At 43.8% G+C, this 22,946-nt stretch carries 26 protein-coding genes; 1 reads left to right on the forward strand and 25 read right to left on the reverse strand.

Annotated elements, in window-relative coordinates; all coding sequences use genetic code 11:
- Nucleotides 1–43: 43 nt before the first annotated feature.
- From LCM10_RS06420 to LCM10_RS06450, 7 genes are read right to left on the reverse strand one after another with little or no spacing between them, the layout of a single operon-like run.
- Complete coding sequence (locus LCM10_RS06420) at nucleotides 44–1,024, reverse strand: biotin--[acetyl-CoA-carboxylase] ligase (RefSeq protein ID WP_224875321.1); 981 nt, start codon at nucleotides 1,022–1,024, stop codon at nucleotides 44–46.
- Nucleotides 1,000–2,202 (reverse strand): CCA tRNA nucleotidyltransferase, encoded by a 1,203-nt coding sequence (locus LCM10_RS06425; protein WP_224875322.1) that lies wholly within the window; start codon nucleotides 2,200–2,202, stop codon nucleotides 1,000–1,002. The genes LCM10_RS06420 and LCM10_RS06425 overlap by 25 nt, the downstream gene beginning before the upstream one ends.
- 20 nt (nucleotides 2,203–2,222) lie before the next feature.
- Nucleotides 2,223–3,350: an N-acetyl-alpha-D-glucosaminyl L-malate synthase BshA gene (gene bshA, locus LCM10_RS06430; RefSeq protein WP_224875323.1), complete on the reverse strand. Its 1,128-nt coding sequence runs from the start codon at nucleotides 3,348–3,350 to the stop codon at nucleotides 2,223–2,225.
- Between the two features lie 3 nt (nucleotides 3,351–3,353).
- A complete protein-coding gene (bshB1, locus tag LCM10_RS06435; RefSeq protein WP_224875324.1) occupies nucleotides 3,354–4,076 on the reverse strand; it encodes a bacillithiol biosynthesis deacetylase BshB1 in 723 nt (240 codons plus the stop codon).
- A complete protein-coding gene (gene mgsA, locus LCM10_RS06440) occupies nucleotides 4,060–4,467 on the reverse strand; it encodes a methylglyoxal synthase (protein WP_224875325.1) in 408 nt (135 codons plus the stop codon). The genes bshB1 and mgsA overlap by 17 nt, the downstream gene beginning before the upstream one ends.
- A 12-nt stretch (nucleotides 4,468–4,479) precedes the next feature.
- A complete protein-coding gene (dapB, locus tag LCM10_RS06445) occupies nucleotides 4,480–5,250 on the reverse strand; it encodes a 4-hydroxy-tetrahydrodipicolinate reductase (protein ID WP_224875326.1) in 771 nt (256 codons plus the stop codon).
- A gap of 1 nt (nucleotide 5,251) precedes the next feature.
- Complete coding sequence (locus LCM10_RS06450) at nucleotides 5,252–5,590, reverse strand: nucleotide pyrophosphohydrolase (RefSeq protein ID WP_224875327.1); 339 nt, start codon at nucleotides 5,588–5,590, stop codon at nucleotides 5,252–5,254.
- 152 nt (nucleotides 5,591–5,742) lie between these two features.
- Here LCM10_RS06450 and LCM10_RS06455 point away from each other — a divergent pair, with 152 nt between their 5' ends.
- The gene (locus LCM10_RS06455) at nucleotides 5,743–6,612 is read left to right on the forward strand and encodes a YitT family protein (RefSeq protein ID WP_224875328.1); all 870 of its coding nucleotides are present in this window, start codon (nucleotides 5,743–5,745) and stop codon (nucleotides 6,610–6,612) included.
- A gap of 104 nt (nucleotides 6,613–6,716) precedes the next feature.
- On the opposite strand, the gene LCM10_RS06460 is transcribed toward LCM10_RS06455, so the two are convergent.
- From LCM10_RS06460 to ndk, 18 genes are all read right to left on the reverse strand, one after another.
- Nucleotides 6,717–7,394, reverse strand: coding sequence for a zinc metallopeptidase (locus LCM10_RS06460; RefSeq protein WP_224875637.1), 678 nt, complete (start codon nucleotides 7,392–7,394; stop codon nucleotides 6,717–6,719).
- Nucleotides 7,395–7,457: 63 nt separating this feature from the next.
- The gene (ypjB, locus tag LCM10_RS06465; RefSeq protein WP_224875329.1) at nucleotides 7,458–8,246 is read right to left on the reverse strand and encodes a sporulation protein YpjB; all 789 of its coding nucleotides are present in this window, start codon (nucleotides 8,244–8,246) and stop codon (nucleotides 7,458–7,460) included.
- 69 nt (nucleotides 8,247–8,315) lie between these two features.
- The gene (locus LCM10_RS06470) at nucleotides 8,316–8,915 is read right to left on the reverse strand and encodes a DUF1405 domain-containing protein (RefSeq protein ID WP_412103378.1); all 600 of its coding nucleotides are present in this window, start codon (nucleotides 8,913–8,915) and stop codon (nucleotides 8,316–8,318) included.
- Between the two features lie 77 nt (nucleotides 8,916–8,992).
- Complete coding sequence (locus LCM10_RS06475; protein ID WP_224875331.1) at nucleotides 8,993–9,769, reverse strand: menaquinol-cytochrome c reductase cytochrome b/c subunit; 777 nt, start codon at nucleotides 9,767–9,769, stop codon at nucleotides 8,993–8,995.
- Nucleotides 9,770–9,819: 50 nt separating this feature from the next.
- Complete coding sequence (gene qcrB / locus LCM10_RS06480) at nucleotides 9,820–10,494, reverse strand: menaquinol-cytochrome c reductase cytochrome b subunit (RefSeq protein ID WP_064091039.1); 675 nt, start codon at nucleotides 10,492–10,494, stop codon at nucleotides 9,820–9,822.
- Between the two features lie 13 nt (nucleotides 10,495–10,507).
- A complete protein-coding gene (locus tag LCM10_RS06485) occupies nucleotides 10,508–11,017 on the reverse strand; it encodes a ubiquinol-cytochrome c reductase iron-sulfur subunit (RefSeq protein ID WP_224875332.1) in 510 nt (169 codons plus the stop codon).
- A 142-nt stretch (nucleotides 11,018–11,159) separates the two neighbouring features.
- A complete protein-coding gene (locus LCM10_RS06490; RefSeq protein ID WP_224875333.1) occupies nucleotides 11,160–11,621 on the reverse strand; it encodes a YpiF family protein in 462 nt (153 codons plus the stop codon).
- A gap of 143 nt (nucleotides 11,622–11,764) precedes the next feature.
- Nucleotides 11,765–12,313: a ReoY family proteolytic degradation factor gene (locus LCM10_RS06495; protein WP_224875334.1), complete on the reverse strand. Its 549-nt coding sequence runs from the start codon at nucleotides 12,311–12,313 to the stop codon at nucleotides 11,765–11,767.
- 107 nt (nucleotides 12,314–12,420) lie between these two features.
- Nucleotides 12,421–13,680 carry a tetratricopeptide repeat protein gene (locus LCM10_RS06500; protein ID WP_224875335.1) on the reverse strand — a complete coding sequence of 420 codons (1,260 nt, stop codon included), beginning with the start codon at nucleotides 13,678–13,680 and terminating at the stop codon, nucleotides 12,421–12,423.
- Between the two features lie 129 nt (nucleotides 13,681–13,809).
- The gene (locus tag LCM10_RS06505) at nucleotides 13,810–14,718 is read right to left on the reverse strand and encodes a hypothetical protein (RefSeq protein WP_224875336.1); all 909 of its coding nucleotides are present in this window, start codon (nucleotides 14,716–14,718) and stop codon (nucleotides 13,810–13,812) included.
- A gap of 118 nt (nucleotides 14,719–14,836) precedes the next feature.
- Nucleotides 14,837–16,129, reverse strand: coding sequence for a 3-phosphoshikimate 1-carboxyvinyltransferase (gene aroA, locus LCM10_RS06510; RefSeq protein ID WP_224875337.1), 1,293 nt, complete (start codon nucleotides 16,127–16,129; stop codon nucleotides 14,837–14,839).
- A 78-nt stretch (nucleotides 16,130–16,207) separates the two neighbouring features.
- Nucleotides 16,208–17,314, reverse strand: coding sequence for a prephenate dehydrogenase (locus tag LCM10_RS06515; protein ID WP_224875338.1), 1,107 nt, complete (start codon nucleotides 17,312–17,314; stop codon nucleotides 16,208–16,210).
- Nucleotides 17,315–17,398: 84 nt separating this feature from the next.
- A complete protein-coding gene (hisC, locus tag LCM10_RS06520) occupies nucleotides 17,399–18,499 on the reverse strand; it encodes a histidinol-phosphate transaminase (RefSeq protein ID WP_224875339.1) in 1,101 nt (366 codons plus the stop codon).
- A gap of 43 nt (nucleotides 18,500–18,542) precedes the next feature.
- Nucleotides 18,543–18,908, reverse strand: coding sequence for a chorismate mutase (gene aroH / locus LCM10_RS06525; RefSeq protein WP_224875340.1), 366 nt, complete (start codon nucleotides 18,906–18,908; stop codon nucleotides 18,543–18,545).
- Nucleotides 18,865–20,031 (reverse strand): 3-dehydroquinate synthase, encoded by a 1,167-nt coding sequence (gene aroB, locus LCM10_RS06530; RefSeq protein ID WP_224875341.1) that lies wholly within the window; start codon nucleotides 20,029–20,031, stop codon nucleotides 18,865–18,867. The genes aroH and aroB overlap by 44 nt, the downstream gene beginning before the upstream one ends.
- A complete protein-coding gene (gene aroC / locus LCM10_RS06535; protein WP_224875342.1) occupies nucleotides 20,032–21,204 on the reverse strand; it encodes a chorismate synthase in 1,173 nt (390 codons plus the stop codon). It lies immediately after the preceding gene.
- A gap of 178 nt (nucleotides 21,205–21,382) precedes the next feature.
- Nucleotides 21,383–22,156 carry a CheR family methyltransferase gene (locus tag LCM10_RS06540; protein ID WP_224875343.1) on the reverse strand — a complete coding sequence of 258 codons (774 nt, stop codon included), beginning with the start codon at nucleotides 22,154–22,156 and terminating at the stop codon, nucleotides 21,383–21,385.
- A 273-nt stretch (nucleotides 22,157–22,429) separates the two neighbouring features.
- The gene (gene ndk / locus LCM10_RS06545) at nucleotides 22,430–22,876 is read right to left on the reverse strand and encodes a nucleoside-diphosphate kinase (RefSeq protein WP_224875344.1); all 447 of its coding nucleotides are present in this window, start codon (nucleotides 22,874–22,876) and stop codon (nucleotides 22,430–22,432) included.
- Nucleotides 22,877–22,946 lie beyond the last annotated feature (70 nt).

Consider the following 22,946-nt stretch of genomic DNA (forward strand, 5'->3'; position numbering starts at 1 on the left):
ATCCCGTTTATCAGCCCAATGACGGCTTTCATGATGGAACCCTTCATACATTCACTTCGATATCGGCTGAGTAGATCTGATGAACGACCCCTGCCATGTCTTCTATTTTCAAGACACCTTCCTCGGTAATGCCCAATGCGGTACCTTCAATCGTACCGTTGATTGTACGTGCCCTGATTCTTTTACCGATTGAGACAGCGTAGCTTTCCCATAGAAGTTTAATGGGGGTGAACCCTTCTTTCATATAAAGTCCATAGAGTGACTCCATTCGCTCGAGTACTTTCTGGACAATCACCGCTCTTGAAAGTGGTTTCCCTTCCTCTATTGAAAGGGATGTCGCAATGGACTGAATGGCATCTGGAAAATGCTCGATTGTATGATTGACGTTCATTCCGATCCCGATGATGATGGAATTGATCCGGTCTGACTCTGCCTGCAGTTCGGTCAGGATACCGGTCACTTTCTTGCCATTTATCAGGATGTCATTCGGCCACTTGATCTCCGGCTCAAGACTTGACACTTCTTCAATTGCCTGTACAACCGCCACTGCCGTTATGAGCGTAAACTGAGGTGCTTTCTGAGGAGGGAGATTGGGCTTTAAGATCAGACTCATCCAGATCCCATTTCCTGATGATGAATGCCACTCCCGCATGAGCCTTCCTCTGCCCGCAGTCTGTTCATCCGCTATGACAAGTGTCCCTTCCGCTGCTCCATCCCCTGCAAGGTCATGTGCAATTTTTTGTGTGCTCGGGACAGATTTTTCGTAATGAATCACTTGCCCCAATGTTGACGTCTGTAATCCAAGGCGAATTTTATTTTCCGTGACACTGTCAGGTGTATGGACAATCCGATACCCTTTTTTCCGGACCGCCTCCAAAACAAAGCCCTCTTTCCGCAGTTCCTCTATATGTTTCCATATCGCTGTCCGGGAACACCCTGCAATTTCCGCCAGAGCCTGCCCGGATAAGAATTCCCCATGGGACTCAGAAAAGGCCTCAATCAATTTTTTTCTAATCGATTGCATTCTTCTAGCCACCTCCTTATAGTTTCGGTATCATTTTGAATTTCGCCATTTATGATCGCTTGTTCTACATGTTGTAGGGTTTCCTTGATCCAAGGTCCTCCATTCTTCCCTGTCCATTCCATCAGATCTGAACCGGTTACCTTCACTTCCTTCAGACTTTTTATCGGAAATTCATTGTATTCTTCCTGTAATTGATCAATGATGGACGCTGACGGGGAGTGGATGCACTCGTATACCTTTTCAACATTTATGGCTCTTTCCAGTCCTGTGTCATAAAGCAACCCCTTGCTCCATCCTTCCTTCATTCTCTTCGTAAGGATGTGCTTCTCCTTGGTCCTCTCCTTGATTGTCTTTGACGGCAACTTCCATTCCTTCAGAAAATCTGACGGACTTTCATCGATATAAGATAAGAGTAGCAGCCATGTTTGCTCGGTAGTCAGCCGATCGATGCCAGGAAGATCGGCCATCGTTCTTATGGCCTCTTTGTATGGAGAGAGACCAGGGAGTTGAATGTATAAGGAAGTTTCAAGCAGAAGCCTTAGCGCTTCCCTCCTGAATCCACCTGCAATCATCTTCTCAAACTCCATCGTTTTCCGTTCAACTGCTATATGTGTCAATAATGAAGAGTGGGTTTTCAGGGCTTCCAGGGTCGCAGACTCTAGCTTGAAGCCGAGCTGGCTCACAAACCGGATCCCCCTTAGCATCCTCAATGCATCTTCTGAGAAACGTTCGGACGCTTCACCGACAGTCTTGATCATTTTATGCTCAATATCATCCTGTCCATTGAATGGGTCATAAATATGGCCATCTGCGTCCATCGCAAGACTATTCATCGTGAAATCCCTTCTCCTCAGATCATCTTCCAAAGAACGAATGAATTCTACAGAATCAGGACGCCTGAAATCTTCATAGCCTGATTCCGTCCTGAAGGTCGTTATTTCATATTCACCTGTCTCTTCAATCACCAATACCGTCCCATGATCGATCCCGATATCGGCTGTTTGAGGAAAGATGCCTTTTATTTCTTCAGGAAATGCCGAAGTCGCAATATCCACATCATTGATCGGTCTCTCTAAAAGGAAATCCCTTACTGAACCACCTACGAAATAAGCCTCGAAGCCTGCACTTTCAATTTTTGTTAAAAGAGGAATTGCCTCCTTGAAGATTGTTGGCAACAACCGTAATCCCTCCCATATGATCACTCTGTAATCAGTTGTCTATATATGTCTTCATACTGCTCTACGATTTTCTGCGAATGGAATGTTGATCTTGCCGTTTCAAGGGCATGTGCGGAGAAGGTCTCATGAAGATTTTCATCTGTTAGCAATGTGATCGCCTTCGATGCCACTTGTTCCACGTCCCCCACCTTGCAGATATATCCGTTAAACCCGTCTTCAATGACTTCAGGTATCCCACCTATATCGGTGCCGATGGCAGGTACACCGCATGCCATTGCCTCAAGCGCGACCAGTCCGAAGCTTTCTTTTTCAGATAGTAGTAATTTAAGGTCGCTCATGGAATACAGTTCTTCCAAATTATCTTGCTTCCCAAGAAACAATACCCGATCTGTGATCCCAAGTTCCTTCACTTGTTTACATACGACCGTCATTTCAGGACCATCCCCGACAAGGAGCAGCTTTGCGGGGATTTCTTTTTGAATCATGTTGAAAGACGCGACAACATCCTTCACCCTTTTTACCCCTCTGAAATTTGACACATGGATGACGACCTTTTCCGTTTCATCAATGCCATACTCTTCTTTCAAATGATGTGAATCCACTTTCCGATACACTCTTTCGTCAATGAAATTGTAAACGGTTTGAATTTCCTTATCAGGCCCTATCAATTCATTGGTCTGATCGCACAGTGCATTGGAAACAGCCGTCACTACATCTGATTTCTCAATCCCGAATCGAATGGCACCCGTCAGTGATGGGTCATAGCCCAAGACTGTAATATCTGTTCCATGCAACGTAGTCACGATCTTCACATCCCTGTCAGCCATCTGTTTTCCCAAGATCGCGCACACTGCATGCGGGATTGCGTAATGCACGTGTAGGATATCAAGGTTTTCACGCTTGATGATTTCGGCCATCTTATTCGCAAGTGCGATATCATAAGGAGGATATTGAAATACTGAATATTGGTTGACTTCCACTTGATGGAAGTAGATGTTATGATACATTTTATTGATCCTGAATGGTAGGCTGGAAGTGATAAAATGAATTTCATGCCCTTTCTCAGCCAAAAGTTTGCCAAGTTCCGTTGCGACTACCCCTGACCCTCCGACGGTCGGATAGCACGTAATTCCGATTCTTAATTTCATTAACTATTCTCCTAACAGGTCTCTATGCAGAATAAGCGTGTTATAAGAGAAGAATCCTTCAGCATATCGAATACCTGCATCTTTCCCCATCATTCTTTCCCTTGCTTTAACTGCTCCTATGTAATCATCGGTGAGCGGTGTTGCCACACCGTTTTTTCCTTTATTAAATTGGCTTTCATATGCATGCAGGCTAAGTAGCTTTGCTTCTAAATGGTTCTCAATATCTACGACAAAATGAGGTTTATGAAAGCCGTTGATCATATAAAAATAGAGGTGTGATGCTTTATGTACAGACGAAGAGGGATTGAACTTCTTGATCCCAGCAGAGAAATAGGCCTCTCTCACCAAACGGGAAGCGTTGCCGTGGTCTGGATGTCGGTCCTGTTCATACGGGGCAAATACAGCAGTGGGTTTATACTGCCTTATGACCTCCACCACTTTTGAGATTGTTTCATCCGTAAGATATACCCCTCTGTCTGGGATATCAAGGGTCACTCTCTCCAAAACGCCAAGATGCTTAGCGGCCTTCTCTGCTTCTCGTTTCCTGATTGAAACAGAACCATTTGAAGATAGTTCGGCTTCCGTTAGATCACAAATAACGATTTTTTTTCCTGCTTCAGCATATTTGGCTAGCGTCCCCCCCATGCCGATTTCAACATCATCGGCATGGGCACCAAATGCAAGGATGTCCACTTTTCCCTCTGTCACGTTATTCACCTCTCTCACTCTTGATGCCCCTCCAGTTGATATCCCCTCTCTCGAGTCCTTTTACCAACACTTCCGCTGTTCCCATGTTGGTCGCGAGCGGCACGGAATATACATCGCAAAGCCTGATCAAGGCGGACACATCCGGTTCATGTGGCTGGGCTGTCAATGGGTCCCTGAAAAACAGGACAAGATCCATTTTGTCATTTGCGATATACGAGCCGATTTCCTGGTCTCCCCCAAGCGGGCCAGAGCGGAACCTGTGAACGGACAAGCCGGTCTCTTCCGAAATTCTCTTACCGGTAGTGCCAGTTGCATACAAGGTATGTTTTTCAATGATTGGCCTGTAAGCCAATACAAATCGAATCAAATCATCTTTTTTCTTATCGTGGGCAATTAACGCGATATTCACGGGCTTCACCTTCTATTCCAAGATATTTTCCAGTCCATACACTAATGTATCCAAGTTCATGACGGTTTCTACAGACACTTTCACACCTGACATGAAGCTTGTTCTGTTGTAAGAGTCATGACGGATTGTAAGGGTCTGGCCTTCTGCACCGAACATGACCTGTTGATGTGCGATCAATCCTGGCAGGCGGACACTATGGATGTGCATGCCGTCCATTTCGGCTCCTCGTGCACCAGGAATGGTTTCCTTCTCATTAGGATGCCCTTGTTTCTTCGTTTCCCTTACTTCTTTAATCATTTCGGCTGTTTTGACCGCCGTTCCTGAAGGAGCGTCAAGCTTCTGGTCATGATGCAGCTCGATGATCTCCACATCCCCAAAATATTTTGCAGCCATCTGTGCAAATTTCATCATCATGACTGCGCCAATCGCAAAATTCGGGGCAATGATGCATCCTAGACTCTTCGATTCGGCAAGCTCTTTCAATTCATTCAATTCGTCACTGGAGAATCCGGTTGTACCCACAACGGGTCTGACACCATATTCAAGCGCTGTCTTTGTATGAAGATAGCCGACTTCAGGCGTTGTCAGATCGATTAACACGTCTGGTGTTTCCACATTGAAACATTCATTTATATCCTTATACACAGGAACATTCAATTCTGCCTCTCCCCTATGATCAATTACACTGATCAAGCTGAAATGGGGCGTGTTAAGGACAAGTTCGACCGCTTCCTTCCCCATGCGCCCCCTTGGACCTGCTATCGTCACTTTAATTTGTTCCATGCTATTCGCCCCCTTCCTTTCTTGTCCAACGATCCTTATCTCGCGTATTGAACTTATGCATCACACGATCATGTGCTTCTTCAAGACTGATTCCCAGTGAATTGGCAAGACAAATCAGTACGAATAACACATCACCAAGCTCCTCTTCGACTGTTTTTTCTTTTTCTGTATGTTTTTTCGGTTTTTCTCCATAATAATGGTTAATTTCTCTAGCCAGCTCACCAAGCTCTTCCGTCAATCTTGCCATCATGGCAAGCGGACTGAAATATCCTTCTTTGAACTGACTTATGTATTGATCGACTTCACCCTGCAATTGCTGCATCGATTTTTCATTTGTCATTTGAAAGACACACTCCTTCATCATCTTTTATCATGTTAGCTAAATCTTATCACATTTACAAATATTACGTTCAAAGGATTGCCACACTCAGACTCTTCCTATATAATGTCTCTGTCCATCAGACAACCAACATCAAAGGAGGGAACCCACCTATGCTTGATTTGCGCTTTAAGAATATCATGTTCATCTTACTTGGGGCTGCGATTTTTGCATTTGGCCTCGTTCACTTTAATATGCAGAATGAGCTTGCCGAAGGCGGCTTCACCGGTATTACTCTTATACTCTATTTTCTATTTCATATCGATCCTTCCTACTCCAACCTGGCACTGAATATTCCGCTATTTTTTGTAGGTTGGAAACTGCTTGGAAAGAAATCATTCTATTACACCGTGATCGGGACCGTCAGCTTATCGGTGTTCTTATGGATCTTCCAACGTTATCAAATGGAAATACATCTCGAGGATGACTTATTCTTGGTAGCCCTGTTTGCAGGTGTCTTCATCGGGATCGGATTAGGAATCATTTTCCGCTATGGAGGCACGACCGGCGGTGTTGATATCATCGCACGACTCGCCCATAAATACATTGGGTGGAGCATGGGGAAGACCATGTTCATGTTCGATGCTGTTGTCATCCTTGCATCCCTCATCACCTACTTGGAATACAGGGAAGCCATGTATACGCTAGTCGCTGTGTTTGTTGCCGCAAAAGTGATTGATTTCATGCAGGAAGGAGCCTATTCCGCACGCGGTGCCATGATCATTTCCGATCATCACGAAGAAATCGCGGGTGTCATTCATGAAAAGATGGATCGTGGTGTTACGGTATTAAAGGGGCATGGATCATTCACGAAACAGGACAGGGAAGTGCTCTATTGCGTGGTAGGAAAAAATGAAATCGTACGGCTGAAGAATATCATAACAGGGGTCGATCCCCATGCATTTGTATCTGTCACGGAAGTGCATGATGTACTTGGTGAAGGATTCACGCTGGACGCTGATAAGAATCCGCTTCAAGATTGACGAAACAAATAAAAAAATCCGAACACATTCGAATCCATTTCGATTCTGAATGTTTTGTTCGGATTTTTTTCTGGACCGCATGCAACGGTTACCTATATGGTTGATTAATCTTCCCCTTGCATACCGGTGAAGATGAGTACAAGTCTCAATAATTCGATGACTGCCACTGCAGCTGCTGCAACATAAGTCATTGCTGCCGCATTCAGTACTTTTTTGGCATGTCGCTCTTCTTCGTTACGGATCAAACCAAGTGACACGATTTGGTTCATGGCACGGGACGATGCGTTGAATTCCACGGGTAGTGTGATCAATTGGAATACCACACCTGCCGCCATCAAGATGATTCCAAGCAGGAACATCCCTGTCATTTGCGTGAACATCCCAATCAATAAGAAAATCCAAGACATATTGGAACCGATATTCGCAACCGGTACCAACGCGTGTCGAAAACGAAGGAATGCGTAGCTCTCGGCATCTTGGATGGCATGACCAACTTCATGGGCTGCCACTGCTGCACCGGCCACTGAATGTCCATGATAATTATCCGGTGATAATGCTACCGTTTTGGTCATTGGGTTGTAGTGGTCACTTAGGAATCCCCTGCCTTCGACAACCTTTACATCGAACAGGCCATTCTCATCCAGGATCTTCCTTGCCATTTCCCGACCCGTCATACCCGAAGTCGTAGCCACTCTCGAGTACTTTTTAAACGTACTTTTCACACGCATCTGGGCCCATAAAGGTATAAGGGCAATGAGCAAAAAGTAAAGTATAAAACTCATCATTATCACAAAAACCTCCAGCTGTTTCAGATACTTAAATTCTATATTGCAATAAAGTTTCTGTCAATTTTTTTGACGTTCAGACTTTCGTGCATCTTCCTGACCCTTATATTTTCTCCAACCTACGTAGGATAATGTAGATACGATGATACTACCGGTTGAAATGATCACCCACCAAAGGGAAGGGTCCGCTTCATCTTCTTTTTTATGTTGGAACAGTTGCTCAAGATCCGTTTGGAGTGTCGTCAACTCTGCCATCACCTCTGTACTCTCCAATACCTTCTGTCTGTAATGGTCCAGGTATGAAATCCTTGCATCCAGAGCCTGTGCCTGGTCTACTGGAACATCCAGTTTGATACTGGGCTGAATGATGTTATATTTGGCTAAGAACAAATTCAGTTCTGTATGGTATTGTTCACGATTTCCATTCTCAGCAGCGGTCCTGACCTCATTGAAGCTTTCCATGATCGGGTCTTCCATCTCCACCCAAAGGGGCTGATAATGACTGGATAATGCATCCATCACTAATCTGAACCTCGTGACTGAATTGACTTTTTGACCGATATCAGCACTAGCTTGATTGATTGTTTCCAAGGCAAGATTATGGGATATCGTCAAGATCCTTAATTCGTCCATGGAGAATGATTGATGCATGCTTTGTTTCGTGAACTCTTCAGAGAAGTAATTCAATACATGCTTTGCTTCTTCAAACCTGCCTGCTTTCGTCAATTGAAGTGCCTGATCGGCAATATCATCGAGTTCATTGACCGGAGACGGAGCGTGATCTGCTAAATAAAGTGTAGGTGCCGAAAATAATATGATAACGATAAAGATTGTTTTTAAAAATCTCATTCTTGTCCCCCCTAAAACTACTAATAAAGTGTATGAAGAGTTGGACAAGAGTAGACCAAAAAAACGGTGTTAGCCGTTCGTACCCAGGCTGAGTCGAGTTGTCCTTTGCGTAAAATAATAGGCGAGGCCAATCGACAAAATACTTAACCAGAATGTGAAATAACCTATGTGCTGTATATATAGAAATAACCTGGAATAGACAGGGAACTGCATATACACATAATCGATGATATCATTATGTACGGTCCAAACGGCGCCCACGACAATATGCCATAATTTCACTCGATAAAACGGAGAATATAAAAGCCCCTGTATCGCCATTGCACCATGTGATGCCATCAGCATGTACCCTTCCCAAGGCAGGTCACCGCTCACCCACAAGGTAAGAAGGTTCATGACCACTGCCCAAACCCCGTATTTGAACAAGGTGATGATTGCAAGAACCTCGAAAATCGGCCAATTTCGATTCATTAAAAAAGCTGCGAGTACGAAACAAAAGAATAGACTCGCCGTAGGGCTGTCAGGTACAAAAAGGAGGAATTGCCCAGGGGTGTTCCTCATTTGAGGAATATACCATATATATCCGTAGACCGTCCCTAATAGGTTGATGATTAACAGTGTCCATAGAAACGCTTTCGACTTCAATATGGAATAAAGCCAAGGAAACATCATGTCTGCCCCTTTCTTCGTGCATGTTCATTGTAGAAAAAAAGAGCCAACAAGTGTGCTGGCTCTTTCTTACGTTGTTATTCTGCTTTAAGCCCGGAGATGAATTCCGCTAATTTATCAAGCTCTTCATCCGTTCCCTTGAACAAACCAGCTGGCATGCCCGGTGGTTTACCGTTCTTAGCAATGTCTTTGATTTCATCAGGGGATAGGCCAGTACCTACTAACGAAGGTGCCGCTGCCCCTCCTGTCATGTTTTCACCATGACATGTGATACAGCTGTTCTTGGAATCTGAAAAGATCTTGTATCCCTCTGATTCCTTATCGATTTCTGCTTCTGCAACAATCTTACCTTGTTCTTTTGCTGCTTCCCAGTCATGGGTGACAACAGATTCCCAAGTAAGGAAATATGTTGCTGCAAGAGCTAGGATCATAAACCCTGTCGCAAACGGGCGTCTTGTCGGACGACGTTCAGGTCCCCTGTCAATGAATGGTGCAAGTAATAGTGCCCCAAATGCAATTCCAGGAATGACAAATGCTCCGATAACGTTATAAGGTCCAGATGCATAGGTGTATTTAAGCAATTGGTATAAGAATAAGAAATACCAGTCAGGCAATGGAATATATCCAGTATCCGTCGGATCGGCAATACGCTCTAACGGTGACGGATGCGCGATCGTCAAGCATAAGTAACCAATCAGGAAAACAGCCCCTACAAGCCATTCTTTTAACAAGAAGTTAGGCCAGAAAGCTTCTGTTTTTCCAGGGAACTCCGAATAATCTTTAGGAATATTCGGTTTTTTGTTTACAGGTACACGTGAGTCACCTACAAACTTCATCCCTTTTCCTCGATGCATAGTGTCCCCCTCCTTTTAATAGGTTTTTCAGATTATTAATAAGTCAAATCTTATAGAGGTCCGGAAATACCCTGCTTACGGATCATCAGGAAGTGGGCCCCCATCAATCCAAGTAGAGCTGCAGGCAGGAAGAATACATGAATCGCGAAGAATCGCGTCAATGTTTGTGCTCCGACAATGGTTGCATCACCGGCTAACAGCATCTTCACCTGATCTCCGATAAATGGTGTTGCTCCCGCAATTTCAAGACCAACCTTTGTCGCAAATAGCGCTTTCATATCCCACGGCAATAAATAACCCGTGAAACCAAGCCCTAACATGACAAAGAAAATAAGTACTCCAACAACCCAGTTCAATTCACGAGGTTTTTTGTATGCACCTTGGAAAAACACTCGCAGTGTATGTAAGAACATCATTACGATGACCAAGCTTGCTCCCCAGTGATGCATTCCACGGACAATTTGTCCGAATGCTACTTCATTTTGCAGATAGTATACAGATTCCCAAGCGTTTTTAATATCAGGTACATAATACATTGTCAGGAACATACCTGATAAAATTTGAATTACGGTTACAAAGAATGTAAGACCCCCGAAACAGTAAACAAACGCAGAAAAATGATGCGCAGGGTTTACGTGTTCAGGTACTTCGTGATCCGCAATATCGCGCCACAAAGGCGTAATGTCCAAACGCTCGTCAACCCAATCATAGATTTTGTTCAGCACAGATTACGCCCCCTTACTTTACAAATTTATTTGGTTCAGGTTGTCCAAGGTATAAAATACCGTCTTTCTCTTTTGTCGGATATGAATCCAACGGTGCTGTCGGCGGTGTACCTGGAACATTCTTACCGTTCTTCTCATACATCCCGCCATGACAAGGGCAATAGAACCGTTCCGGGTGATTCTTGTCTCCAGCCCAGTTGACAGTACATCCAAGATGCTTACAAACTGGTGAAAGTGCAATGATTTTCCCCTCTTGGTTCTTGTAGACCCATGCCGTGTGAGTCACTTCTGAAGTGTACCACGCATCTTTTTGTTCATAAGAATAGTCGACACGAACAGGCTCGTTTGTTAATTCTGACACTTTTTGCTTCGTCGCTATAAAGTCTCCTGCAGCTGAAGTCTTCAGCACTGGATCGACAGCGAAACGAACCATCGGCATTAGCATTCCGGCAGCCATGAAACCGCCTACACCCGTAAGTGTATAGTTAAGGAATTGACGTCTAGATACACGTTGCTTACTCATCCTTTTCCCCCCTCTATCGCGTAAGGTAAGTCCATCGGACATATTTCGCACAAATATAAAACTAGGACATAACTATGATATATTAAACTTATTACAAGGTCAATAACTCAATAAACTAAAAGATGGATACAATGTGAAATTTTCATGAATTTTTTTGCCATTTTTGTACAATGACATTCAGTAATTGTTTCACCTGGTCTTCCATGATTGAATGTTTATATTGCTCATCCAAATGTTCCAGCGGAATCGATGGTACCCATATCAATTGATCTTCCAATTCTTGTTCCGACCTCTTCCACTCACTGTCTGATGTAAGAAAGAAAACATGCTTCACACCACTTTCTTTCAGTAAGGTTTCCCACTTTTTCACTGCATCGATCTCAGCACCACTTCCCCCCATCAGATAGGTGAATGGCGGAGTGATGATCATCCGTCCCTTGAATTGCCTTTCAAGGTGGAAAGTCAAGAGAGAAATGAATTCAGTTTGTGCAGCCGAAGTCCTGATTTCTGCTTTGAAATCGATGGGAATGATGGGCACAACAGCGGTATCTATGTATTCTTTCTCAGATTCAAATACTTCAATGTCTTTAACAGTCCAATTCATTTTTTTCGCCTCACTTTTTCTATCATTTTACACCTCCCATCATATCACTTAATGCTCTAACCTTAAAAGGAAATTCACTTATTCTGTAGTATGTACAAATTTATGGAAGGTATGAATGATAAAAAAAAGGAATGAGGATGGCCTCATTCCTTTTTCTCAAGTTGATTCAATTTACTCGTCAATCGGTTGAAAGTATCCCGATCCCCTTTATCCAACGCTTGGTCGATGGCATCGAGCAATCTGTTCTTTTGGAAGGAGTGCAGACTTTCATTTAGAAACTGTTCTGCTACTTGGCGATCTTTTTCATTGATCAGTAAATATTTTGGCATGAATGGGTTCTCTTCCAGTACCGCTGCAAACTGATAACTTGAATTGGCTTTACTGAAGTTCAGTTGGATGTAGATATCTTCATCCTTATTCAAACGGATATCATGAAATGATTTTTCGGCATCCGTCGTCATGATGTTTTCTTTGTAGAAACGGAATGGCACATCCTCCACGCAATGGGTAGACATCACCAATCCCCTAGGGCAATATTGGGACTCTTCTACAAAATGGACTTTCTTCATTAACTGATCGTGGCTCATCAAATAATTCAAGATCCAAACACATTCTCTTCTTTTCAATTGATATCGATTTAGAAACCAGCGGATAAATTCTTTCTTCTCGTTGACAGAAACAGGGGTGGTCATGGGTTTCCCTCCTCTGCGAAATCCAATTTAATTAGAATACCGTGATTCTTGCGCAACCTTGTGACACTGTGGCAACGATTACCGGCCAGCCTTCACGTCCATAACCTTCAATCTTGCAATCTGTCAATCAGATCCTGCCATTCGTCATTTGAAGGGTCCATCGTCAGCAGTTGCTTATACACTTCTTTAGCATCTTCCCTTAATCCTTCCTCGAGAAGGAATTGACCATACTCCGTCAGGAACTCTTCATGATTCTTAAAGTAAGTATATGCAGCCCGGTATTGTTTTAATGCATGATTATATTGTTCAAGCCCTTCGAATGCTTTGGCGAGGTCCCAGGTCAATTGAGGCTCCTCTTCTCCTTCAGCCGTAAGCATTTGAGCGATCTCCAGGACGTCATCATACCGGTCCTGAACGAAGAATAGTTTGTTGATGATGAGTCCAGCTTCCAAATAGCCTGGATCCAGCGCAAGGGCATCCCTCAAGAACCGTTCGGCTTCTTCATCCATCCCCAGTTTAAGGGAGATCTTTCCGCCAAACAGATTCAATTCTTTATTAAACTCATCCTGTCTGATCCCTTCCCGGACTGTGTCGAGGCTTTCCTCGAGCTGTTCTTCATGTTCATACGCCTTTGCAAGCATTAAATAGACGGAGTGGTAATCAGGGTCAAGTTCCTTGACCGAGATCAACTTTTCAATGGCGGTTTCGAAATAACCGGCTTGATAGGCAGTAAATGCATAGCCGAATAATGTGTTGATTTCAAGATGCTCCTCGAGGGCTTTTTCATAGTGTGATAGTGCCTCTTCGAAAGAACCTCCCACACTATACGATTCTGCAAGTCGTTGATGAATATATGTGCCTCCGATTTCGGTTATTCCCTTTTCGATCAAGTGATTATAATACCTGATCGCTTCCAGGAATCGTCCCGTTTCAGAGTATAATTCACCCAGTCCGAAATCAATGACTGGTTCATCCGGTAGGATGTTCTTCGCCTGAAGCAGCTTTTGTTCACTGACTTCAAACAGGCCCTGCATCTGATACAGATCTGCCATCAGCAGTAACGCACGGGGATAGGAAATGTCATCATCTTCTATATGGGAAAGCTGTTCGATTGCTTCCTCCTCATTATCCATTTCCACCAGTACCTCTGCCAGTTCGATGATCAACTCACCTTCACCTGGATAAAACAACAGAAGGTTTTCGTACAATTCCCTTGCTTCTTCCAGGAAGCCCAATTGATGAAGTTCTTCAGCCAAGCTGAATTTTTCCTCGTGGCTCCCGAACTTTAATGTTTCGTTGTAGTGTTTTTTTGCTTCTTCTAAATGACCTTCTTCTAAAGAAGCTAACATTTTTTCAGCGTGTGACATGTTACATTCCTTTCTACTGTCCATGATTTTCTATCGGGAGATTCCCGGACCATTACTTTGCCCGTCACGTCCCTCTTTGAAGGGCACTCCACCGGCTCACAAGATGAAAAGCCGCATGATCAACAATTGCTATGCTGTGAAAAATCCTGGCGTTTGGACCTTTAGCTCTATTCCTGCACCCGGGTGAAAGCGGCCTTGATCGTTCAAATAGTTATACTTCCCTCTATTCATTGTACATTTCAAAACGAAGTTTTCATAATGAAATGACCTCTCATCAGGAAGAAGTTCTTCACCCTTGCCTTTCCTCATATAGAGGTTATAACTTATTTCTCCGCCTGTATGAAAATTCCCTCTATGTGGGTACAACCCAATTTTCTTCAATTGGTTTAAAGACAAAGGGACTTTTTGCTCGATTTCATAAGAAAGGTGGGGGATTTTTTCGAATTCCATCGTTTTTTGCCAAATCTTAAGATGCTTCATTTTCTGCTTTTTGTCCATATTTGTCGTAAAAAAGGGGACAAAAGTAATAGGGTAATCATAAAGTAATCCTTTTATCCATCCCCATTTCACGATTTGAAGATCATGTCCATCATCCAGTGATATCCATATAACGGGTACTTTCTTTCGTTTGCATTGTAGTATAAGTTCAGGAGTGATCAAATGTGGTTTGAGCTTAAGCCCAATGGAATAATCAAGGGGGCTGCTCAACAGGGAGGTTCTCCGTTCACCCAGCTTCTCTTCAAATTGATATTCGTAATTGATGGTAAAGGAAGTCAGGATCGTTGTACAACCTTTTGTAATAAAATGGTCCATGAAATAGGACTTGAACGTTGAAAAATCCTGATTGACAGGGAGGGAAGTGTCACACATGACGTGAGTTGGCGTCATAATGAAAGGTGAAACATTCATTCTAACATAATTGTACTGTCTAAAGCTTTCTCGTATGGCTGCGATGCGATGGCCTTCAATAAGAAAGGATTTTCGGAAAGTTGTGTCACCTGCTACACATTCAGCATCTTCAATGATATATTTATTCATCTCTTCACCTTCCTTTATAGACAAGCTATGAAGAAAGCATGAAGGAAATGCCTTTTACCTTTCAAAATTTACCTTTCAAAATGAAGGGAGAGGGATTTCTCCCTCTCCCGATATCCGATTAAGATTCTTTCAAACTGTTAAGATCGCTGAAGAAATCAGGATACGATATGTTAATCGCCTCTGCACCATCCAAATGAACGGGTGAATCAGTGATGAGGGAAGCAACTGCCATGGTCATTCCAATTCGGTGATCCCCCCATGAGGTAACCTCGGCGCCGTGTAGGGATGTCTTTCCATGAATGATCATTCCATCTTCTGTCGCTTCTATATCTGCACCAAGCTTCTTTAATTCTTGGACGACGGCATCAATCCGATTCGTTTCTTTCACTTTTAATTCTTCAGCGTTCTTGATGACGGTCGTGCCACTTGCTTGTGTGGCGAGTAATGCGATCACTGGTATTTCATCAATGAGAGTGGGTATGATGTTCCCGCCGATCTCGATGCCGGAAAGATCGGATGTTTCAACCGTTATATTACCTATTCTTTCACCAGTGCTCTCTATCTCTTCAATCTTCATTTTTGCACCCATTGCTTTCATAACCTCGATAATACCGGTCCTTGTTACATTTAAACCGACGTTTCTAAGCGTAACTCTGCTTTCGGGGACAATCGCAGCTGCCGTTAAAAAGAATGCGGCACTTGAAATATCACCAGGTACAAAAACTTCGGTCCCTTTGAATTGTTGGCCTCCCCTTACCTTGATTACGTCCCCCTGTCTTTCGACCTTCCCTCCAAATTGAAGGATCATTTGCTCAGTGTGATCCCTCGTTCTTTCAGGTTCAACGACTTCTGTCATCCCGCTTGCTTGCAAGCCTGCCAGTAAAATGGCGGATTTCACCTGTGCACTTGCCACGGGCAGCTCATATGAAATTGCCTTCAGACTTCCTCCACGGATGGAAAGGGGAGTGAAGTTCCCTTCACCCCGGCCATCAATCGCTGTACCGAAAAGCTTAAGGGGATCTGTGACTCTCTTCATTGGTCGTTTCGCGATCGATTCATCTCCAATGATGACAGAATGAAACGGCCTGCCGGCGAGTATCCCCATCATCAGTCTGGTGGTCGTCCCCGAATTCCCTGTATCCAATACTCGAGAAGGCTCCTTTAAAGCATCCCATCCCTTTCCTTGTACCGTCACTCGGTCTTCCCCGATGTCTATTTCCACACCCATCTCCCGAAAACATGACACCGTACTTAAGCAATCCTCACCCATCAAGAAGTTATGTATGGTCGTTGTGCCTTCTGCTACAGAACCGAACATGATGGCCCGGTGGGAGATGGATTTGTCTCCGGGGACATGGATCTCGCCTCTTAACCCCTGTTGTGTTCGTGTTAATGTATGCTTGGTACCCATTGTGATCCTCCTTCATTTAATACATAGTCTATGTGATTTCACCCAAACTAGAGACTTCCTCGGATAATGTTAGGAAGTTCAATCCAGGAACAAATCATAGGAAGTTTTTTTAGATAAGCACTCGGACGCCTTTTCGCGATCTTCCATCGTCTGGAAGCTAATGACAAGCACACCGAATAAGTCCTCTCTCGTCTCAAGAATTCGTATATTCGTCAAGCTGATCCTTTCTTCTGCTAAATATGCGGTCACTTCAGATATGACACCCGGATAATCGGGAACATCGATATATAAGTCATAAAATGCCGGTATGGCCCCTTTTGAGAATACAGGAAGATCATCCCTGAATTGTTTCGCCTCGTGAAAGTAATTGAAGATCCTTTCAGAGTCATTCTTGCCGATCATATCGATGACCTGTTCCATTTCGCCCTTCCACTTTAGCATGATGTCCATTAATACATCCCTATTTTGAAGCGTGATATCTTTCCACATTTCAGGGTTTGAGGACGCAATTCTCGTAATATCCCTAAAGCCTCCGGCTGCCAGCCTCCTTAAGTAAGGGTGCTCATCTGAAGCTTCTTTAGCCTGATGGACAAGAGAAGCTGCAATCACATGAGGAAAATGGCTGATCATCCCGGTTAACTCATCGTGCTCTTTTGGAGGGACCATCATAAACTTTGCACGTGTCCCCTTCAGCCACTCTTTCAATAGGTCAATCGAATCCTCTACGGCGTCCCCTTCTGGTGGCGTGAGCATATAAAATGCATTTTCAAACAGAATCTTCTTTGATGCACTCACCCCACTCTTATGCGACCCTGCCATGGGATGCCCGCCTATGAACGTCACCCCTTTATGTACGAGTGTCATGGATGCTTTCACGATTCTTTCTTTTGTACTACCGGTGTCCGTAATGATGACATCGGATTTCAACTCAATCTGTTGAAGGATGTCCAATATTTTTTCCGTTTGGGTGACGGGAGTCGCTAAAATGATAAGGTCCGCACAGGAAGCTCCCTCTTCCAATGTAGATGCAATCTCATCTATCACGCCTAAGGGCTTGGCAAGCCTTAATTCTTTCTCATTGATATCATAACCGATGATCGTGGACTCCGGGTGTTCCTCTTTTATACAAAGAGCAAGAGAACCGCCGATCAAACCCATCCCTACTATTAATACTTTGCCTTCCATCCAATTCCTCCTCATGTCGTTCAAAACCGTTGAAAAAAAGCCGGTCGGGCTCCTCAACTGGAGATTCCCTTCCGGCTAAAGAAGTCAGACACCTTTTGAAACAACAAGAAACTCTTTCATCAGTGAAATCAGTTCTTCATTTTGTTCAGGGGAACCCACGGTTACCCGAACGGCTTCAGGATAACCCAAAGCCTGACCTGAACGGACGATATACCCTTTACTCATAAGATAATGGAATACCTCATCCCCACTCACGCCAAAATCAATCAAGATAAAGTTTGCTTGTGATTTCATATAGTTAAGTCCATGTTGTTCACAGAAATCATAGAACTGTTGCAGCCCTTTACGGTTCTGTTCCCTGCAATGGGATATAAATTCTTGATCATCAACAGCAGCCGCAGCAGCTCCCTGACCAAGGGAATTGTTGTTGAAAGGTTCCCTGATCGGTTCAAGCTTGCCGATTACATCAGGGTGCCCCACTCCATAACCAACCCTGAAGCCTGCCAACCCATAGGCTTTTGAAAAGGTCCTCGTTACAAGCAGTTGAGGATACTTGTCGAGGAGCTTTATTGAATCGTAATAATCCTCGGCAGTCACATACTCATAATAGGCCTCATCCAGTACGACCAACACGTGGGAGGGTACATGATCCATGAATTCAAGCAATTCATGATTCCTGATATATTCACCTGTTGGGTTATTAGGAGAGCAAAGCCAGACAACCGCTGTGGTTTCATCAATGGCAGCGAGCATCTTACCGAGCTGATGCTTTCCTGCCTCATCCAATGGGATTTCCCTTACTTCTGCTCCTTCTACAACGGCATTATGTTTGTACTGAGGAAAAGTTGGTGTCGCCATGACTGTGCTTTTACCAGGGGTGAGCAATGCCCTCGAAATCATTTGTATCACTTCATCAGAGCCGTTGCCGAAAAGAAGCTGCTGTGGTTCGACAGACAACAGGTCCGCTACTTTCATCCGGAGCTGTTTGGCATACCCGTCCGGGTAGATGGCATGTGCCGTCAGTGCGGAAGAGATATACTCTCCTACACTTGGTGAACACCCAAAAGGATTTTCATTCGAAGCAAGCTTCACTACTTTATCAAGATTGAACTGCTCTTTCACATCTTCCATCGTCTTTCCTGGTTGATACGCTTTCAGGCTGTGTAATTGTGATTTCCATTGCATTTGCAAAACTTCCTTTCAATCCAAGTGCACATACTATTTCTATTCATTTCCCGAGCAAATCGGGTCTCAATGAGACAGCATCGTTCAAATAAATATGCTGGATTTCTTGTTGCCTTGTCGTCGTATTATAGTGGATCATCACTCTGATACAACGCTCCAGCCCTCCAGGGACATTCAATTCCTGCATGCACATGACCGGTACGTATTTCCAGTCATTAAATTCCCTTAATGCCTTGGCGGGAAATGCAGCCGTTAGATCGGCAGTTGCAGAAATGAAAACCGAAGCCACGTTTTCCGGATCGAGCTGATTAGAAAGCATCATTTGCTTCAACAGTTCACGAGTCTCAAGGAGTATACTCTTTTCATCATTTTTCTGGGCAGTGGTAGCTCCCCTGATTCCCCTCATCATCCCTCAACTCTCCCTTCGGTGATTCTCTCTCTATCCATTCAGGAATCTCACGAATGAATTGATCGGCTTCTTCCAAACTTTCTTCAGGTATTTTCATTAAGACAGGTTTGGATATATCTTCGAGAAGCACGAATACAGGCATTCGGTCTTTTGATTTTTTATCATTTTTCATTTTTTCCAAAAGTTCGATGAACGGTGTATCATCCCCGACGGTCAAGTCATATCCCAAAGATCCCACCCATTGGATGAATTCTCTGAGGTCGAATGATAGCCCAGTATATTTGGTACTGAGATAAAGGGCGTAAATCATACCGATCATGACCGATTCACCATGGGTTCTCTTCCCATAGCCACTTGCACTTTCTACGGCATGGCCATACGTATGGCCAAAATTCAAATAAGCCCTGACGCCTTTTTCTTTCTCATCCTGCGACACGATCTCGCCTTTCACGTTGATTCCCTTAATAAGGCATTGCTCGATGAACTCATCCTGCAATTCATGAACAGAAGTGAAGCGGGTCTTCAAGTCAGCCAGGAAGTGTGCATCCGACAAGAACGCGTGTTTAATCACTTCTGCATAGCCTGATCGTATTTCTTCCGGGGGCAGACTCTTGAAGTAATCCAGGTCGAAGAAAACGCGCTCGGGCTGATAGAATTGCCCGACCATGTTCTTCCCCAATGGATGATTGATCGCCACCTTCCCTCCTACAGCACTGTCATGAGCAAGTATTGTAGTGGGTATACCTATAAAGGGGATGCCCCTCATATAGGTCGACGCAACAAACCCTGCGAGGTCCCCTATTGCCCCTCCGCCAAACGCCAAGACAATTGATTTCCTATCCACACCGTTTGTCAGTCCGTGCGTGATGGCATTTTGATAGACTTCAAAACTTTTCGCCTTCTCTCCCGCCGGCGCCTCATAAATTGTAACTGGAAGGGATTTACTGAGTATGTTTGTGAATTCTTTGCCAAACAATGAGTACACCTGTTCATCCGCTATGACCCAGACCTTTGACAGGTCCGGGAATTCACTGGAGATGAAGCTTACTATTTCGTGTGTCATGCCGTTCCCCAAAATCACATCATACGATTTAGAGGACGTATGAATGGTAAGGTTTTTCATTTAATAATCCTTCGTTTCTTCTCTGAGAGCTTCCACATCTTTTTGGAGCTTCTCATATTGATCACTATGAAATTGATCTACGATTGCAGAAGCAAGTTCCCATGCCACCACGGATTCCGCCACTACACTTGCGGAAGGTACCGCACAGCTATCAGAACGCTCGATGCTTGCCTTGAATGGTTCCTTCGTGTCGATATCCACACTTTGCAGAGGCTTGTATAATGTCGGAATAGGTTTCATTACGCCTTTTATGTGAATCGGCATGCCCGTCGTCATACCGCCTTCAAAACCGCCGAGGCGGTTCGTTTTCCTGTAATAACCTTTTTCTTCACTCCATAGGATTTCATCATGCACTTCACTTCCAGGCTTTCTTGCCATCTCGAAGCCAAGTCCGAATTCTACGCCTTTAAATGCATTGATACTCATGATGGCCATGGCAAGTTTTGCATCCAGCTTGCGGTCATAATGAACATAACTGCCAACTCCTGCTGGCATCCCTTCTACAATGACCTCAACGACCCCTCCGATCGAGTCTCCGTTCTGCTTTGCCTCATCTATTAACTTCATCATACTGCTTGCAGCATTTTCATCCAGGCAACGGACTGGGGATTCTTCTGTCCTTGTTTTTAAATCTTCCATTGAATCATAGTTGAGGTTTTCAGCTTTGATTCCACCGATCTCCAATACATGTCCGACCACTTCGATGCCTAGTAGGTTAAGAAGCTTCTTCGCCACAGATCCTGCTGCCACCCTGACAGTCGTTTCCCTGGCAGATGATCTTTCAAGGACATTCCTGAGATCACGGTGACCATATTTCATGCCGCCTACAAGATCGGCGTGCCCCGGCCTCGGACGTGAAATCCTCCTCTTCACATCCTCGGCTTCCCCAGGGGATAATGATTCTATTCCCATCACTTTCGTCCAATGAGTCCAGTCTTTATTTTCAACTACAAGGCCTAATGGTGAACCGAGGGTATAGCCATGTCTGACACCCCCGACGATTGAAACACGGTCTGTTTCAATCTGCATCCTTCGACCACGGCCATAGCCTTTTTGTCTCCTGGCCAAATCTTCGTTGATGTCTTCAGCCTCGATCGGCATCCCTGCCGGTAGCCCTTCAATGATTGTCGTCAATTGCGGACCGTGAGACTCACCTGATGTTAAATATCTCATAACGCTTTCCCCCTTCAACTCGTTAAAGAATTATGTACCAATATAACATAAGTATAATATTCATTCCTAGTACTATAATCAAAAAATTTTGCACTTTTTAAAACTTCAGGTGTAAAAAAACACGACTGCCCGGAGCAAGCCATATCATCCAGCATGCTCCTGACAGATCGTGTCATGATCAAATTTTCTTATAAAAAAATGTATCTTCCGATTGGAAACCATATTGACCTGGGTTGAAGATTTGTTCGGTACTTCCGACAAATAAGACCCCTTCATGCTTAAGTGAAGAGTTGAATTTTTTATACAACTGATCTTTCGCATCTTCAGTGAAGTATATCAACACGTTTCTGCACACAATCAGATCGAACTCTTTTTCAAAAGGATCAGCAAGAAGATTCTGCTTCTTGAACGTTACCGTTTTTCTGATGTCATCATTCACCTTGAATAAGGAGCCATGGGGTGTAAAGAATTTTTGTTTACGATCAAGCGGAACTTCCGCCAAGGATCTTTCCTGATAAACCGCAGCCTTGGCTCTCATAAGTGCATTATCATCCAAATCTGTTGCAAGGATTTTAATTTGGTTCAACGGCAGATGATTAGATAGCATCATGGCAAGTGTATATGGTTCTTCACCAGTCGAGCATGCTGCACTCCAGATTTTCAAATTCTGCTTCCCTTTCAAAAGCCTTGGCAGAATTTTTGTCTCAAGTACCTCCCACCGTTTGTAATTACGGAAGAACTCCGATACATTGATGGTCATTCGATCTAAGAATTCAGCCATCTGCACGTCATCCATGCATAATGTCTTATAATATTCCTGAAAACTTCCGAACCCCTTCTTCTCATACAAGGACGTCAACCTTCGTTTCATCTGGGCTTCCTTATAAAGGGATAAGTCGATTCCCGTCTTTCTTTTAATCCCTTGCACGAAGTCATTATAATCATTGACCATTCATTCTCACTCTTTCTGCTATTACATGAAATATTTATGTATATATGATATATCGAACAAGGATATGAATTATTAACAATCGTTTTCATAAACTTTTTACCGACGTAATTAAACAGCTCTGGCCCATTTCATATATAACAAGGCTATGCAAGGGGTTCTTCGTCTCTTACTCCAACCTGCGGCTCAATCAGATTTAAAAAACTCCGCCTCATTTAAAAATGAAACTAAAAAAGACAAGCCATCGCTGACTTGTCCCGCCTATCATTATAGTGATTAATAAATCCACTCATTCATCAATTTAGAGTATTCAACCAATTCTTCTTCCTTGAAGAATAAACCAATTTCACGTACAGCGCTTTCAGGAGAGTCAGAACCGTGAATGATGTTCTTCCCTACCGTGAGACCGAAGTCACCGCGGATTGTGCCTGTTGCTGCATCTTTAGGATTAGTGGATCCCATCATTCCACGAGCCGTAGAAATGACGTTTTCCCCCTGCCATACCATGGCAAAAACTGGGCCGGAAGTAATGAAGTCTACCAATTCACCAAAGAAAGGTCTTTCTTTATGTTCTCCATAATGCTCTTCTGCAAGCTCATTGGAGATGCTCATCAGTTTGGCACCGACCAATTGAAAGCCCTTTTTCTCAAAACGTGATACGATATCACCGATTAACCCTCTTTGTACACCGTCTGGTTTTACCATTAAAAACGTTTTTTCCATCTTCCCCACTCCTAATTATGTATGTATAGTCTGTCCGAGGACGTCCCACGAAAATAGTAACACTGTTTAG

Source organism: Rossellomorea aquimaris, from assembly GCF_020171925.1.
GTDB lineage: Bacteria > Bacillota > Bacilli > Bacillales > Bacillaceae_B > Rossellomorea > Rossellomorea aquimaris_F.

Coding starts and splice junctions, on each gene's coding strand:
- dapB (WP_224875326.1), bottom strand. CDS start 5,250: ATGGAACAAATTAAAGTGACGATAGCAGGTCCAAGGGGGCGCATGGGG.
- aroH (WP_224875340.1), bottom strand. CDS start 18,908: ATGATGAGGGGAATCAGGGGAGCTACCACTGCCCAGAAAAATGATGAA.
- ypjB (WP_224875329.1), bottom strand. CDS start 8,246: ATGAGATTTTTAAAAACAATCTTTATCGTTATCATATTATTTTCGGCA.
- LCM10_RS06490 (WP_224875333.1), bottom strand. CDS start 11,621: ATGAATTGGACTGTTAAAGACATTGAAGTATTTGAATCTGAGAAAGAA.
- aroB (WP_224875341.1), bottom strand. CDS start 20,031: ATGAAAAACCTTACCATTCATACGTCCTCTAAATCGTATGATGTGATT.
- LCM10_RS06485 (WP_224875332.1), bottom strand. CDS start 11,017: ATGAGTAAGCAACGTGTATCTAGACGTCAATTCCTTAACTATACACTT.
- LCM10_RS06515 (WP_224875338.1), bottom strand. CDS start 17,314: ATGGAAGGCAAAGTATTAATAGTAGGGATGGGTTTGATCGGCGGTTCT.
- LCM10_RS06505 (WP_224875336.1), bottom strand. CDS start 14,718: ATGAATAAATATATCATTGAAGATGCTGAATGTGTAGCAGGTGACACA.
- LCM10_RS06420 (WP_224875321.1), bottom strand. CDS start 1,024: ATGCAATCGATTAGAAAAAAATTGATTGAGGCCTTTTCTGAGTCCCAT.
- LCM10_RS06455 (WP_224875328.1), top strand. CDS start 5,743: ATGCTTGATTTGCGCTTTAAGAATATCATGTTCATCTTACTTGGGGCT.
- aroC (WP_224875342.1), bottom strand. CDS start 21,204: ATGAGATATTTAACATCAGGTGAGTCTCACGGTCCGCAATTGACGACA.
- LCM10_RS06475 (WP_224875331.1), bottom strand. CDS start 9,769: ATGCATCGAGGAAAAGGGATGAAGTTTGTAGGTGACTCACGTGTACCT.
- aroA (WP_224875337.1), bottom strand. CDS start 16,129: ATGGGTACCAAGCATACATTAACACGAACACAACAGGGGTTAAGAGGC.
- bshA (WP_224875323.1), bottom strand. CDS start 3,350: ATGAAATTAAGAATCGGAATTACGTGCTATCCGACCGTCGGAGGGTCA.
- LCM10_RS06495 (WP_224875334.1), bottom strand. CDS start 12,313: ATGACCACCCCTGTTTCTGTCAACGAGAAGAAAGAATTTATCCGCTGG.
- LCM10_RS06460 (WP_224875637.1), bottom strand. CDS start 7,394: ATGAGTTTTATACTTTACTTTTTGCTCATTGCCCTTATACCTTTATGG.
- LCM10_RS06470 (WP_412103378.1), bottom strand. CDS start 8,915: ATGTTTCCTTGGCTTTATTCCATATTGAAGTCGAAAGCGTTTCTATGG.
- LCM10_RS06450 (WP_224875327.1), bottom strand. CDS start 5,590: ATGACAAATGAAAAATCGATGCAGCAATTGCAGGGTGAAGTCGATCAA.
- LCM10_RS06500 (WP_224875335.1), bottom strand. CDS start 13,680: ATGTCACACGCTGAAAAAATGTTAGCTTCTTTAGAAGAAGGTCATTTA.
- LCM10_RS06540 (WP_224875343.1), bottom strand. CDS start 22,156: ATGGTCAATGATTATAATGACTTCGTGCAAGGGATTAAAAGAAAGACG.
- hisC (WP_224875339.1), bottom strand. CDS start 18,499: ATGCAATGGAAATCACAATTACACAGCCTGAAAGCGTATCAACCAGGA.
- ndk (WP_224875344.1), bottom strand. CDS start 22,876: ATGGAAAAAACGTTTTTAATGGTAAAACCAGACGGTGTACAAAGAGGG.